Origin of the sequence: Butyrivibrio sp. VCB2001, from assembly GCF_000423965.1 — a bacterium.
In the GTDB taxonomy this organism is placed as follows: domain Bacteria; phylum Bacillota; class Clostridia; order Lachnospirales; family Lachnospiraceae; genus Butyrivibrio.
In genome coordinates this window covers 573,270-588,508 of record NZ_AUIZ01000001.1, presented here as the reverse complement: position 1 = coordinate 588,508, position 15,239 = coordinate 573,270, and the positions used below count along the sequence as shown (strand labels likewise).

Annotated in this window: 8 protein-coding genes; all 8 read left to right on the top strand. The window is 45.2% G+C overall.

Annotated features, from left to right (window positions below; translation table 11 throughout):
- The first annotated feature begins 19 nt into the window (after nucleotides 1–19).
- Nucleotides 20–1,672 (top strand): TGS domain-containing protein, encoded by a 1,653-nt coding sequence (locus tag G589_RS0102600; RefSeq protein WP_026520998.1) that lies wholly within the window; start codon nucleotides 20–22, stop codon nucleotides 1,670–1,672.
- A gap of 227 nt (nucleotides 1,673–1,899) precedes the next feature.
- Entirely contained in the window at nucleotides 1,900–3,336 is a 1,437-nt protein-coding gene (locus G589_RS0102595; RefSeq protein ID WP_026520997.1) for an ABC transporter substrate-binding protein, read from the top strand.
- Between the two features lie 16 nt (nucleotides 3,337–3,352).
- On the top strand, nucleotides 3,353–4,273 hold the full coding sequence (locus tag G589_RS0102590) for a carbohydrate ABC transporter permease (RefSeq protein WP_022767464.1): 921 nt from the start codon (nucleotides 3,353–3,355) through the stop codon (nucleotides 4,271–4,273).
- A 3-nt stretch (nucleotides 4,274–4,276) separates the two neighbouring features.
- A complete protein-coding gene (locus tag G589_RS0102585; protein WP_026520996.1) occupies nucleotides 4,277–5,104 on the top strand; it encodes a carbohydrate ABC transporter permease in 828 nt (275 codons plus the stop codon).
- A gap of 66 nt (nucleotides 5,105–5,170) precedes the next feature.
- Nucleotides 5,171–6,796: an extracellular solute-binding protein gene (locus G589_RS0102580; protein WP_026520995.1), complete on the top strand. Its 1,626-nt coding sequence runs from the start codon at nucleotides 5,171–5,173 to the stop codon at nucleotides 6,794–6,796.
- A complete protein-coding gene (locus tag G589_RS0102575) occupies nucleotides 6,759–8,579 on the top strand; it encodes a sensor histidine kinase (RefSeq protein WP_026520994.1) in 1,821 nt (606 codons plus the stop codon). Before G589_RS0102580 ends, G589_RS0102575 begins: the two co-directional genes overlap by 38 nt.
- Nucleotides 8,580–8,591: 12 nt before the next feature.
- Nucleotides 8,592–10,040 (top strand): response regulator transcription factor, encoded by a 1,449-nt coding sequence (locus tag G589_RS0102570; protein ID WP_026520993.1) that lies wholly within the window; start codon nucleotides 8,592–8,594, stop codon nucleotides 10,038–10,040.
- Nucleotides 10,041–10,179: 139 nt separating this feature from the next.
- Nucleotides 10,180–15,078 (top strand): glycoside hydrolase family 16 protein, encoded by a 4,899-nt coding sequence (locus G589_RS0102565; protein WP_026520992.1) that lies wholly within the window; start codon nucleotides 10,180–10,182, stop codon nucleotides 15,076–15,078.
- Nucleotides 15,079–15,239: the final 161 nt, after the last annotated feature.

Sequence of the window (15,239 nt, the reverse complement as noted above, 5' to 3'; positions counted from 1 at the left end):
CCAAAAGTGAGGTGAGCATATGCCTGTAATTACTGTTAACGGAATTCAAAAAGAATACGACAAGGGAACAACATTTGAAGAAATAGCCAAGGATTTTCAGAAGGATTATGAGCACAGGATTGCCTGTGTCATTTTTAACGGCAAGATCCGCGAGCTGATGAAAACACTTAAAAAGGACGGCAACCTGACTTTTGTCACATTTGCTGATACCATCGGCTTTAAGACCATGAGAAGGACTGCCGTTATGATGCTCCTTAAGGCCATAAATGATGTGGCCGGCACCAAGAAGAAATCGCCCACCAAGGTGGAGTTTGCTCTGGGTAACGGAATCTACTGCACTTTGAGAGGTATTCCGGTTACAGATGAATTTGTAAAAAAAGTATCGGACAGAATGAAGGAACTGGCTGCCGATGCAATGCCTATTGCAAAGAAGGTTTATCCGCTGGATGAGGCGATAGAGCTGTTCACCAAGCAGGGAATGGATGATAAGGTGTCTCTTCTTAAATACAGAAGAAGCTCTGAGATCAACATCTACAGACTCGGTGATTTCTATGATTATTACTACGGTTATATGCTGCCTAACACTTCTTATATAGAGTTATTCCAGCTTGATAAGTATCACGATGGAATGATGCTTACTCTTCCCACCAAAGGAGCTCCTGAGAAACTCGTGGTTTCTGAACCCAGGGAGAAGCTCTTTAGCACCATGTCGCTCTCAACCGACTGGGGAGCAATGATGGGAATCGAGAACGTAGGTGACCTCAACAACATGATCTGCGAGGGCAGGATAAATGAGATGATCCTGGTAAACGAAGCTCTTCAGGAGAGCAGGATCGCAGACATTGCAAGAAAGATATTCCAGAGAGTTGACGTCAAGTTCGTAATGATAGCAGGACCAAGTTCTTCAGGTAAGACCAGCTTTGCCAACAGGCTCTCGATCCAGCTTCGTACCTACGGACTTACTCCTCACCCGATAAGTCTTGATAATTACTTTGTAAACAGAGTTGACACTCCTCTTAACGAGGATGGAAGCTACAACTTTGAGTGCCTTGAAGCTCTTGATGTTGAGAGATTTAATCAGGATATGACAAGACTTTTAAAGGGCGAGAGAGTCGAGATGCCCGAGTTTAATTTCGTGACAGGAAAGCGTGAGATGAACGGCGATTTCCTTCAGCTTGGCAAGAACGATGTCCTTGTAATCGAGGGAATCCACGGACTTAATGAGAAGATGAGTTATGCACTTCCGGCAGAGTCCAAGTTCAAGATCTACATCAGCGCACTTACAACTCTTAACATCGACAACCACAACCGAATTGCAACAACCGACGGCAGACTCCTTCGAAGGATGGTCAGGGATGCAAGAACCCGTGGCGCATCTGCCAAGAAGACCATCAGTATGTGGGCTTCAGTAAGAGCCGGTGAGGAAGCCAACATCTTCCCGTTCCAGGAAGAGGCCGATGAGATGTTCAACTCAGCTCAGATCTATGAGCTGGCTATCATCAAGCAGTACGCAGAGCCGCTACTTTTCAACATAGGCAAGGACGAGCCTGAGTACTACGAAGCCAAGAGACTTCTTAAGTTCCTCGACTACTTCGTAAGCGTAGACAGTTCATTCCTTCCGAAGAATTCTATTTGCAGAGAATTCGTGGGCGGAAGTTGCTTTAAGGTTTGATTTTTTTTTTGGGGGGAGTCAGTGGGGACGGTTCTCTTTGACTCGTTTTGCAAAGCAAAATGAGTCAAAGAGAACCGTCCCCACTGACTCCCCATTTACTTCACACAAAAATAAAAACGTTTTAAAAAAATCACACTTAAATAAAAAAAGTGTGATTTTTTGTTGCCCGTTTCCTCTCTATAATCAAAAACATCATAAATCTAATTTCACTATTGGGAGGAAAGAATATGAAATTTAGAAAGATAATGGCAACTTTGCTCGCTGGTGCAATGACACTTTCACTTGCAGCATGCGGACAGTCAGCTACAGGAACAGAGTCAGCTTCTACAGATTCTGCAACTTCAGAGGAAGCTCCTGCAGCAGAGGCAGCTGAGAACACAAACACAGAGACAGCCGGAACAGACGGCGAGAAACTCGTTATCTGGACACTGGCAAAAGACCTTCAGACCTTCGCTGAGAAGTATGTAGAAGATCACAACGTACAGATCGAGACAGTAGTTATCGAGCCTGCTGACTACGTAACAAAGGTTCAGACAGCTCTTAACGGCGGACAGACAACACCTGACATCATCGTAGGTGAGCCTCAGATGCTCGAGGATTTCTATGATGCAGGTTACTTCGAGGATCTTAACCAGGCTCCTTACAACGCTCAGGACTACAAGGGACAGATTGTTGATTACGTTTGGGAAGTTGGTCAGGATGCTGATGGTATCCAGAGAGCAATCTCTTACCAGATCACTCCTGCAGGTATGTATTACAGAAGAGACATTGCTAAGGAAGTATTCGGAACAGATGATCCAGATGAGATCGGCAAGCTCTTCAAAGATTATCCTACAATCCTTGATACAGCAGAGACACTTAAGGCTGCCGGATACCGTATCTTTGCATCAGATGCTGAGATTGGTTACTTCTCAGGAGATTCAGCTTGGGTAGTAGACGGAACACTTAACGTAGATCAGGCTAGACTTGACTACATGGATCTTGTAACAGATCTTTACCAGAATGACCTTACAGCTTATGCAAACCAGTGGTCAACACCTTGGTACCAGGCTATGGCCGGTGAGGTTCCGATCCTTACAGCAGCAGTTCAGAGCTATGCTGATGATTCAATCAACGTATGGGATGCAGAGGGATTTGCTGAGGCTACCAAGGATCTTGATAAGACTCAGGTATTCTCATTTGGTCTTCCCAGCTGGGGCGTTCTCACACTTAGAGATAACGTAGGCGAGACATCAGGAAACTGGGGCGTTTGCTCAGGTCCTTCATACGGATTCGGTGGCGGTACATTCATCGGTATCTCAGCTATGTCAGAGCACAAGGATCTTGCATGGGATTTCCTTAAGTGGGTAACACTTGATGAGAACACAGCTGAGTGGTGGATCGAGAAGTCAGAAGGTGACACAGTTTCACTTGTATCTGTTCTTGAGAAGCACAAAGACGATGCTAACGAAGTTTACGGCGGTGAGCACCTCTACTCATTCTGGCAGGAGCAGGCAGCCGGTATCGATTACTCAAAGGTTACACGTTTCGACAAGATCATTAACGATGCTTGGGGCGCAGCTTGCACAGCAGTTAAGACAGGTGAGATGGACAAGGAAGCAGCTATAAGTGAGTTCTATGATGTAGTTGAGTCAACATATCCAGAAATCACAGTAAACAGATAATTAAGAGATAACTTTTATGAAGAAAAGAGCATCAATGAGGAAAAAGAATAGGGAAAACGCTGCATATCTGTTTGTGCTGCCATTTGTAATAGTATTTTTGATATTCAGTGTTTATCCCGTTTTAAGGACACTGTTCCTGAGCTTTACAGAATATAAGGGATATGGCGAGCCCGTCTTTAACGGGCTTGCCAATTACACCAGAGTACTTAAGGATAAGTTCTTCTGGAGAGCCCTTCGTAACACTGTTAAGATGTGGTCACTCAACATTGTCCTTCAGCTGGGCATGGCGTTTTTATTGACTATCATATTCAGTGATATCAAGTACAAACTTCGCGGCCTTGCGATATTCAGGGCAGTGTACTATCTGCCAAACCTGATAGCCGCAACATCTGTAGCCTTCCTGTTCAAGACACTTCTTGACTGGAAGTACGGAACCTTTAACCAGATCCTTTTGGCTACAGGTATAGTGGATCAGCAGATAAACTGGCTGGGACAGAGATCAACAGCCTGGGCGGTTATCGGCGTTATACAGGCCTGGATGTGGTTTGGAAACTCCTTCATCATACTGATGGCGGGAGTACAGGGTATACCTACTGATTATTTTGAGGCAGCAGCCATTGACGGTGCAGGTAGATGGAAGGTGTTCGGAAGTATAACACTTCCACTCCTAAGACCTATCCTTCTGTATGTTGCTGTAACATCACTGATCGGTGGCCTTCAGCTCTTTGATCTGCCATTCCTTATGAATGGAACCGGCGGACCTTCAACGGCAGGAGAACCCGGTGGAACGCTGCAGACAGTTGTTATGTATCTGTTCAAGTTTGGATTTGAAACTCATCAGGTAGGCTTTGCTTCGGCAATAGCATACACATTGTTCTTTATCATTTTATTTGTATCAATCATGGAATTTAAATTCATCGGTGGAAAGGAGGATTAAAGCATGGCAACCAAAATTAAAAGAGCAATTCTCTATATAGCGCTCATAATACTTGGTCTGATGTGCCTTCTTCCCTTTTGGCTGATGATGGTAAATTCAACAAGGTCAGGCGTTGAAATAACGCATTCCTTTTCATTTCTGCCGGGACACAGTCTGAAAGACAACTGGAAAGTTCTCTTTGACTATGTGAATCTCTTTTTGGGACTCTTTAATAGTTTCAAGGTTGCTGTTCCGGCAACTCTCCTAACAGCCTACTTCTCAGCTATCACAGCTTTTGGTATGGCTATGTACAACTGGAAAGGAAACAACGTTCTTTTTAGAGTTATAGTAGTATTTATGATGATCCCGGCACAGCTTTCTCTGATCGGTTTTTATAACCTCTGTCAGAAGCTGCACCTGATCGATTCATACATTCCGCTTATTATTCCGGCCATAGCATCACCTGGAATTGTATTCTTCCTGAGGCAGTACACAAAGGCTACGCTTTCAAAATCACTTATGGAAGCAGCCAGGATCGACGGAGCAAGTGAGATCCATATCTTCCACAGGATAGTACTTCCCATCATGGCACCGGGTATAGCAACAATGTCAATTGGAACATTTATAGGTAACTGGAATTCCTATCTGGTACCCTTGATCCTCCTTAACACACCAAAGAAAATGACCCTCCCGGTTATGATTTCTACACTTAATGCAGCAACAGATCTGCAAAAGAATCAGGGTGCTATTTACTTAGGAGTTGCAATTTCAGTTGTACCTATAATCATTGCTTTCTGCTTCTTCTCGAAATACATCATAAGCAGTATTTCCGCAGGAAGCGTAAAAGAATAATTTTTACCCCTAGGCTGACGCATTGTTTTAATGCGTCAGTCTTTATCATGGGGTATAATATGGACTATGAAACTAACGAAACTTTTGAAAACAAACCTAATATCTGTGCTTCTTGTAAGCCTTGTACTTGGCGGATGTGGAGAGGTTCATCAGGAAAACGGTGAAACTTTAAAACCGACAGATACTCCTGAAGCCGTGGCCACTGATAAAGACCCGGTGACCTTTGACTGGTACATCAACTACTCCTGGTTTAACACCAAGTGGGGACAGAATGCTGTATCTAAGGCTATTACAGAGAAGACAGGGGTAAATATAAATTTCATCACTCCCCAGGGAAACGAGGAGGAGAAGCTTAACGCGCTCATAGCATCCGGATCTCTTCCTGACCTTATTACCCTTGGATGGTGGGAGCCACAGGTCAATGAGATCATCCAAAAGGACATGGTCTATGCCCTCAACGAACTGGCTGATAAGTATGATCCTTATTTTTGGACAGTGACCGATGATCAGGCTGTGAGCTGGTATACCCAGGATGATGGAAATATCTATGGCTATCCATGTTCATCAGTAACTCCGGATGATGTCATAAACACCGATAACAACATCGGTTCCAATCAGACATTCCTTGTGAGAAAAGACATTTATGAAGCAATCGGCTCTCCTGACATGACTACCATTGAGGGCTTTGAAAATGCGGTAAAAAAGGCTGCAGAGGAATTTCCGACTATCGATGGCAAGCCTCTTATCCCTATCGGTGCGCATTACTTTGACGATATAGGAAATGTGTCTTTTGACCAGTATTTGCAGAACTTTTTAGCTGTCCCCTATGAGAAGGACGGCAAGCTTTATGACAGGGATACTGATCCGGAGTATCTAGAATGGCTTAAGATGTTCAACCGCCTTTCAAGAGAAGGGTATCTCTCCACAGACGTCTTCATAGATCAGAGAACTCAGATGGAGGAGAAGATTGCTCAGGGCCGGTATTTCTGCATGCTGTATCAGTACACAGATATGTCAGCCCAGCAGAAGACTCTTTATTCAAAAGACCCTGACAGCATCTATATAGCAGTTGACGGACCCAAGAATGAAAACGGAGATGATCATGTTCTTCCGACAAACACGGTAAATGGCTGGACCATAACCATGGTGTCCAAAAACTGTCAGAATCCGGACAGGGCCATCGAGTTCATTGATTACCTTATATCCGAGGAAGGCCAGAAGATGGTATATCTCGGAATTGAGGGTGTGACCTACGATGTTATCGATGGGAAAGAAGTGGTAAGGCCTGATGTGCTGGATCTCTTAAATACAGACAGGGCAGCCTATGACGAGCTCTACGGCGCAGATGATGCCTACTGGATGTTCCAGGACAACGTAATGCAACAGAAGTGGCGTCAGAAGAATGAAGGCCCGACAGCTCAGCTTGAGGAGTGGACTTACAAATACTCTGCATATACAGGCCAGTATGATGTGAGCTTCCCGGCCGGAAGTGATGAAGAATATACGGAAGAAGCTATAGACAGGTTATGGGGCAGCACGTTAAAAGAGCTGCTTCTTGCCGAAAGTGATGATGAATTTAACGCTGCTTTGGCGAAGTTTAAGCTAAAGAGAGATGCCCTGGGCTACAGGGAACTTATGGAGAAAAAGTACAGGTATGTCATTGAAGCCAAGGAAAAGCTGGGGCTTTATTAACAGCCAAAAACTGAATATAAGACTTACCGGAATTGTGCTTTTGTTTGTTATCATTCCGGTAGCTATCCTGGGTGGAATTGTCTTTTACAATATGGAGCAGTCTACAATCAGGGAGAACGTGAGCTTTACTCAGGCTACCATGGAGAGAAGGCGTGACAGTATCACCAACAACGTTGATTCCATCAACATGTCCACGCAGTTCTTCTTATCCAATGAGAAACTCAATTCTGTTCTCATCGACGCCAGGGTAGGCAACAAGCACAGCACCAAAGAGTGGCTTGATATCTACAAGAGCGATGTTGCTGCTCTTGAGAGACTTATAAACACAAACCCGGTGCTTGGCGGCGTCAGATACTATGCTGTCACAGACAATGTGCAGGAAATGATGCCTGTCCTTTATAATCACGACAGGCTCTTAAGGCAGGAATGGGCAGTTATGGCCGAGAGCGGGGGATGGATATTTAATTACACCGACAAGCTCTTTGACAACTCGGACACAACGCCGATGCTGGCGCTTATAACCCCTGTTGTGAACAGACAGTATGGAAATATTGGAACCATTGAAGCCAACATGGCCATGAAGACTATGTTCCCGTCCATGTACGAGAATGTGCCGGGTGAGACCAGCTGTTTTGTGACAGACACAGAGAATATCATATTCGGAAGTAATGAAGATACCTCGGTCACACCGATAGCTACGGCTATTTCACAGCAGATGAGAGATATTGTTCAGGAAGGCGAAACGCCCGGTATAACAACTTTTTATGACAAAGAGAAAAAGAGTGTTATCTCCGGAATGTACATCTCGGAACTGGGCGGAACGCTGGTGTCGGTAAATGACATTTCAGAGAGCCTCTCACAAGTATATCAGCTCAGGAACAATTACATAATCGGCATGATCCTGATCCTTCTCATGATGGCCTTTATCATTAACATTCTGGTCAATCATGTACTGAAGAAGTTCTACGAAGTTCTCTCAACAATCAGGGCTGTCAGAGGCGGAAACCTTGACATCAGAACTCCTGAGGATGGACGAAACGATGAAATGGGAGAGCTTGCGCATCAGGTTAACCGAATGCTGGACAACATCCAGTCTCTTATGAATGAGAACATTCAGAGAGAGGTTTTGGTAAAAGACTCACAGCTCCGCGCGCTGCAGAACCAGATCAATGCACACTTTATATACAACGTTCTTGAGTCAATCAAGATGATGGCTGAGATGCAGGAAGAGTACGATATTTCAGATGCCATCACAAGCCTTGGCAAGCTCCTTCGCTACAGTATGAGATGGACTTCCAAGACGGTCCTTGTATCAGAGGAACTGGAGTATATCAAGGATTACATGGCCCTCATCAACCTCAGATTTGACTATGAGATTTACCTTTCTCTCAACGTACCCGAGGAGGTAATGAAGCAGAGCATTCCTAAGATGAGTCTGCAGCCGATAATTGAAAACGCCATCATTCACGGTGTTGAAGAACTGGCCGATGACACTACCATTTATGTTAAAGGAATTCCTGAGGGTGAGAGCTGCACCATAGAGATCACCGACAATGGCAGAGGCATGAATGATGAGGAACTTGAGGTTCTTAGGAAAAAGATATCCGGCGAGATCGAGACCAAAGGCGGATCCAGCAACGGCATCGGTCTTAAGAATGTTCAGGACAGGATCCACATGGAGTTCGGCGAGCAGTACGGAATAGAAGTGGCAGCCATGGAGGGATGCTACACCAAGGTGTGCGTACGCATACCCATGAAGAGAGTAAGTATATCAAAAGATTAAAGGAGCCTTTTTATGCGCAAGGTTTTGGTAGTAGAAGATGAAAAACTCATAAGGCAGGGAATCGCCACCATGATAAAGAGGTGCGGAGTTCCGGTGGAGGAAGTCATAGAGTGCGCCAACGGACTTCAGGCTCTTGAAGTTCTTAAAGAGCAGACCATTGACGTTATGTTCACCGATATCAGAATGCCCAAGATGAACGGCATCGAGCTGGTCAAGGCCATGAAGGAGTTTGGCAATCCGCCTTTGTCCGTGGCTGTGAGCGGATATGATGATTTCACCTACGCTGTCGAGATGATGAGACAGGGCGTTCGTGAATACATCCTTAAACCCGTTGAGAGAGATAAGTTAAAAGCTATCATGGAAAAGCTCGACGAAGAGATAAGTCAGAAGCTCGAGGATGAAAAAAAAACTGAGCACGCCGGAAGGCAGCTGATAAAGTATCTTCTTATGGATGATGATGCTTCGGAGAACGAGCTTGAGCTTATCAGCAAGAACATAAGGGACACGGCAGGCGATACTTTTTACTGCATGATCGCAGCAGGGTCAGATACTCTTATGCCTTATCTTGACGATCAGAGCGCCATATCCGGGCCCGATGGAATGGACATTTTTATTCTGGGAAAAGAGAAGGTGGAGGAACTTAAGTCTATAGAAGGAATAAGCTCTTTTGCCGGATTAAGCGATGTGTGCACGGATTCAAAAGAGCTAAAGAGAGCCTATAAAGAGGCCCTTTTACGCAGAGAAAATGCATTTTGCAGGAAGGTAGCGCTCTTTAGCGAAGACAGAAACACTAGTGTGGCGCAGTCTCTTTTAGAGAGCGGAAAAAAGCTGTGCGAAAAAGAGGCAGTCGCAGCAAGGGTCCAGCTGATTGGAACCAGCAGAAGTGACGATCTTGAAAAAGAGTGGAACGCTTTCTTTACATCAGTTCAGAGAGGCCAGATAATTCCTGAGGATTTCAGGTCTGCCATGGATGAGTTTGCAGCTGAATATCTTAAGGTATATCAGAAGGAAGTTGACTCAGAGCTGCTTATGCCGTTTTCATTTCTGACCATCGAGGACTACAGACAGTGCTTTATGGACTTTGCTAGAAGGGCATCAGCAGAGCATCAGCAGCCTGATGGCGCAGATCAGACAAGGCTTAAGATACAGGAAGCTATCAGTTATATCAAGGAAAATTATAAGACCGACATCAACATGGCAGTGGTATCCAATGAAGTATCAATGAACTATTCGCTGTTCTCGTCGGCATTTAAGAATTATACCGGAACCAACTTTGTGGGATTTGTAAGAGATCTGAGGATCGGCGAAGCAAAAAAGCTCCTTGCCACAACGCCTCTTAAGGTGAACGAAATATCCGCAAGAGTCGGGTATGATAATGAGAAACATTTCATGAAGAGCTTTAAGGCTATTGTCGGCGTATCGCCCAGCGAATACAGGAAAAACATGGGCGCTGACAGCTAATGCTGCAGTCGGAAAATAGTATAAAAAATCTATAAAATTATAACACCTCTCTAAAAAATGAGACCTTAAACGTTATCGGGGATTATGCGAAAATGGTGATAACAATTTGGGGACATTCTAATAGGGAGGTGTTTTTGTAATGATGAAGAAAAATCATAAGACCCGGATGGCCATAGCGCTGGCATTTGCGCTTACTTTGTCGCTTTCGGCACCGACACTGACAGGCATGCAGGCCTATGCAGCACAGGTACCGGTCAATGAAGAGTTGACTACACCCTTCGGACTGGTGGCTGATTACAATGCAGAGCAGGGCATAGGGCTCGTATGGGGAGCTGCCGGATACGAACTGTATACTGTGACAATCTCATGCGAAGCAAATGGCTATGAAGAGGTATATGCTGATCAGACCTTAGGATATCACTGGTATCCTGACAGCTATGCTGCAGGGGAATATCTCATTGAGATCCAGGGACAGAAAGGCGATGAGCTGTCAAATGCATGCACAGCTACAGTAACTGTTGCAGGTGATGCTGCTTCAAGCGGATCCGGACAGGAAGAGCCCGTAGAGGGTGGAAATTCCGGAGAGAGCGGAACCGGCGAAGAAGAGCAGGTTCAGAAGCTTAATGTTCTTGAAAAGGGAAAATGGGATTTCTGGACAGGTGAAGGCGGAGCGGGAAATCTTACCGATAAGGGTAATGGCGATGCTGAAATCAGAGTTGATGCAACCGGATGGCAGAACTATGCGGTTCAGTACACACATGCGCTGAATCTCGTAGAGGGCGAAACCTATCATCTTACCGGTGATTTTTACTGCGACGAGGATGCGGTTGTATTCATCAACGTACAGGAAAGCCTGGGCTGGACTTCAATACTTGATGAGAGTCAGTGCAGACTTGAAATCAAGGCAGGAGAAACAACTCACCTTGACATCACAACAAGTGCAGCCGGTGCGAACTTTGTACAGAACGGCAAACTTGCTCTTATGTTCGGTAATGGAACTGACAATGCAGGTAAGACAATCACTGTTTCAAACATGAGCCTTTATGGCGCTTATGTAGAGCCTGAAAACGTTGATAACGGCGAAGGCAGCGAAGGAACAGAAGAGACCCCTGAACTTCCGGGTTCCATGGAATCAGCTTTTGTGCTTGATAATGAAAACAACGAACTTACAAAGAAATCTTGGGACTTCTGGGCAGGCGAAGGCGGAGTCGGAACATTTAGCTACAATGAAGATGGAGCAGGCGTTGTAAAGATTGATGCTGAAGGAAGTCAGCAGTGGTCAGTTCAGCTGCCACAGATGCTCAATCTTACAGAAGGTAAGACATACAAGCTTTCAGGTGATTTCTACAGTGAAGATGATGCTGTAGTTCTCATTAACATTCAGGAGATCCTTGGTTGGAATTCTATAATTGAAGGTAATCCATATAAGCTTGAGCTCAAGGGCGGAGAAGTAACACATTTAAATGTTACAACTTCAGCAGCAGGTGCTAACTTTGAGACAAATGGTAAGATTGCTCTTATGTTCGGTAACGGAACGGGCAATGCAGGCAAGACTGTAACCATCGCAAATCTGGCCCTGATCGATACTGATGCTGTAGAATCAGGAGTATCAGGTGATAATCTCCTTACAGCAGACGGATGGGATTTCTGGACAGGAGAAGGCGGAGCAGGAAAACTTACCGATAAGGGCAATGGCGATGCTGATATCGAAGTATACGCAGAAGGTAGTCAGAACTATGCAGTTCAGTACACACATGAGCTTTTCCTTACAGAGGGTGAGACATATACCCTTGAAGGTGACTTCTACAGTGCAGATGATGCAAAGGTATTTGTAAACCTTCAGGAGCAGACGAGTTGGGCATCAATCCTTGATCCTAGCCCTTACACAGTTGAGATAAAAGGTGGCGAGACAACTCATATTAAGCTTGTGACAGCACCTGCAACAGCTAACTTTGTAACTAAAGGCAAGCTTGCTCTTATGTTTGGTAATGGGTCAGGAAATGCAGGCAAGACTATCTCAGTTACAAATATGACCCTTAAGGCAAATGGTAATGCAGCCGGCGGTTCACCCGTAAAGGGCAACGAATATGATTTCAACAATCCTGATAACGCACTCTACAACTATGCAGATCCCGGCACATCAAAAGATGGCTATGATCTGATCTGGGCAGATGAGTTTGACGGTAATTATGAGGGAGCAAATGTAGATAGCGCCACAGGACTTAACCTTGATAACTGGTATCCTCAGTGGGGCGATGGTTCAACTGACTGTGGCAATCCCGGATGGGGCAACAGAGAGCTTCAGTGCTACACAGGCAACAGCAAGAACGTTGGTGTAAACGAAGACCTCTCAGGTGATGGCGTAGGCGATGGAGTTCTTAGAATTACAGCAGCTTACGAGCCCGGATATGTTTATGCAGGTGAGGGTGCTAAGAACTACACATCAGCAAGACTTCGTACTACAAAGGGAACAGAGGCACTCTTTAGCACAACTTACGGATATGTAGAGGCTAGGATTTCACTTCCTCAGACAGCAGGAGCATGGCCTGCATTCTGGATGCTTCCACAGAGCAATGATATCTATGGCAATTGGCCTGTATCAGGTGAGATTGATATCATGGAGACCTGCGGTGCATTTAAAAATGAGAAAGACAATATCGCTTGCGGAACACTTCACTGGGGCGTTCCAAGCCACACTTACAAGGGAAGCGGATATGTTGATCTCTTCTCACCTTACACATACTTCCATACCTATGCTATTGACTGGAAGCCGGGTGAGATAACATGGTACTACGACGGCGAAGCAATCAACACACTTAGCACATGGGAGAGCGCAATTTCAGGAGCATCTTCATCTCTTGGATTCGATGCACCATTTGATATGCCTTTCCACATGCTCCTTAACCTCGCTGTAGATAGCGGACAGTTTGGCGGCGGAGTTAACAGCGCAGCTTTCCAGGATGACATCAATATGTATGTTGATTATGTGCGTGTATATCAGAAGTCAGACGGATATGCTGATAGCGTAACAAGAGCAGCTTCAGCTGCAGGTAATGACAACTGGGCTGACCTTGCAGGAATCAACCAGATCACAGAGATCAAGGCTGACAATATCGAAACTTGTGTTGGCGGCGGAATGGATGATGCAGCTGCTGAGATGGATAAGTGGTATCTCTCATACCAGAGCGATGCAACTGATGCAAAGATTGCTCCTTACAAGGATGCAGACGGCAAAGACTGGGCTAAGGTTACAGTTAACTCTGCCGGTGCAAACGACTACTCAGTTCAGCTGATCGGTCATTACAATGCAAAGAAGGGCTATGTTTACAAGGTTTCCTTTGATGCTTACGGAACAGGTTCTATCCTTGGCAAGGAAGTTAACTGCGATGCCAAGGAATGGAAAGGATGGAGCGCATACGGCATCCAGACCTTTAAGCTTACAGATACACCTTCAAAGTATTCTTATGTATTCCAGCAGACAGAAGACTTTGACAGATGCAGAATCGAGTTTAACCTCGGCGCAAGAGGAACAGGTGATGTTTACGTATCAAATGTAAAGGTTGAGATTGTTGATCCCGAAGAAATCGGAAGCACAGGCGACGGACCAAGAACACCTCTTGCAAACGGTAACATCATTTACAACGGATCCTTTGATCAGGGAGACCTCCATCTGGGATACTGGAATGCAACAAACGGCACAACAATAGTTGTTCCAAGATATACAACACAGGCTCTTAAGGACGGCGACAAGGCTGTAGTAGATGTGGCTTCAAAGTCAAACTATGAGAACATTGCAGATGGTGTTAAGTTCTATGAGAGACGTGCACAGATCAGTTCAACAAACGGCAAGTCACCTGCTGTTTACCAGCCGGGACTTAACCTTAAGGCTGATAACTACACTGTAAAATTTGATCTTTACAGCGCTGAGGACACAGTTGTTAAGGCATCTGTTTACTCACTTGAGATGAACGGCGACGAGGTTGCTCTTGGAAAAGAGCTTGGCTCAGCAGCAGCTTCTTACAGCAAGGACAGCGGTGTAAGATCATATACACTTGTATTTGCAACAAAAGAAGATGCAGAAAACGCAGCTCTTGTTCTTTCATTCGGCAAGGGTGCAAATGTTCAGCTCGACAATGTATTTATGAGAGGCGAGAATCAGGCATCATTTGTAGACGAGTATCCTCTTAACGGTGAGTCAACATACAGAGGAGACAACGGCAATGGCGGTGAGATCGCACTTCAGACACAGGACGGCGTTGTTACCATGGCTAACATTGTAAGTGGTGGAACATGGTACACACCTCAGCTTGCAAGTAGCGACTTCAAGCTTGTTGCAGGACAGACTTATAAGCTCAGCTTTGACTATAAGCTCACAGGAACATCCAATAATACATTCCAGTACATCGTACAGGAAAATGGCGGAAGCTGGACAGTATTTGACGGAAGTGAAAAGACTGTAACATATGATCCTTCACTTGGTGAGTTCAACAGCTATGAGAGAGTATTTACTGCACATACAACAGTTGATGCTGTTCACCTCAACTTCGGTTTCGGTAACAGCGCAGCAGTAGGCGATCTTGCATTCAGCTTCAAGAACGCTAAGATTGATCTTGTTAAGTCTTCCGAAGGCGGAGCAGGATCAAACGATGCCGAGGAAGTTGGCGATGACAACTTTGACGTTGATACAGGAAGCGGAAACGGTACTGAGACAGGCTCCGGCGATGAAGGTGGCTCAGGCAACGAAGGTGGCCAGGGCAATGAAGGTGGTTCAGGAAACGAAGGCGGCCAGGGCGATGAAGGCGGTTCAGGAAACGAAGGCGGCCAGGGCAACGAAGGTGGCACAGGAAACGAAGGCGGCTCAGGTAACGAGGGCGGATCCGACAACGAAGGCGGAAACACTCCTTCAGATGATAAGCCTGTAGTTCCTCCTGTAGTTGTAGTAGTAAGACAGGTTGTTAAGGTAGTTGCTAAGGTTGTAACTTCTGTAGTTAAGACAGTTGCAAAGGCACTTACTTCAATCCTTAGACGTTGGTTCTAATTACAAATCGTCAAAATTACCAATAAAATCGCAAAAAGTTGCGCTTAGTTGCGCTTCAGTAAACATGCGGACTTTATAAAAAGTTTACAATTTTTTTGGACGGAAATTGTACTTTGCGGTGAATTGAATTAAGAGGACCTATAGACTAGGATAGTCTATGG

What these genes read in the sequence shown, in the direction of transcription:
- G589_RS0102600 (WP_026520998.1), top strand. Translation starts at nt 20, where the DNA reads ATGCCTGTAATTACTGTTAACGGAATTCAAAAAGAATACGACAAGGGA.
- G589_RS0102595 (WP_026520997.1), top strand. Translation starts at nt 1,900, where the DNA reads ATGAAATTTAGAAAGATAATGGCAACTTTGCTCGCTGGTGCAATGACA.
- G589_RS0102590 (WP_022767464.1), top strand. Translation starts at nt 3,353, where the DNA reads ATGAAGAAAAGAGCATCAATGAGGAAAAAGAATAGGGAAAACGCTGCA.
- G589_RS0102585 (WP_026520996.1), top strand. Translation starts at nt 4,277, where the DNA reads ATGGCAACCAAAATTAAAAGAGCAATTCTCTATATAGCGCTCATAATA.
- G589_RS0102580 (WP_026520995.1), top strand. Translation starts at nt 5,171, where the DNA reads ATGAAACTAACGAAACTTTTGAAAACAAACCTAATATCTGTGCTTCTT.
- G589_RS0102575 (WP_026520994.1), top strand. Translation starts at nt 6,759, where the DNA reads ATGTCATTGAAGCCAAGGAAAAGCTGGGGCTTTATTAACAGCCAAAAA.
- G589_RS0102570 (WP_026520993.1), top strand. Translation starts at nt 8,592, where the DNA reads ATGCGCAAGGTTTTGGTAGTAGAAGATGAAAAACTCATAAGGCAGGGA.
- G589_RS0102565 (WP_026520992.1), top strand. Translation starts at nt 10,180, where the DNA reads ATGATGAAGAAAAATCATAAGACCCGGATGGCCATAGCGCTGGCATTT.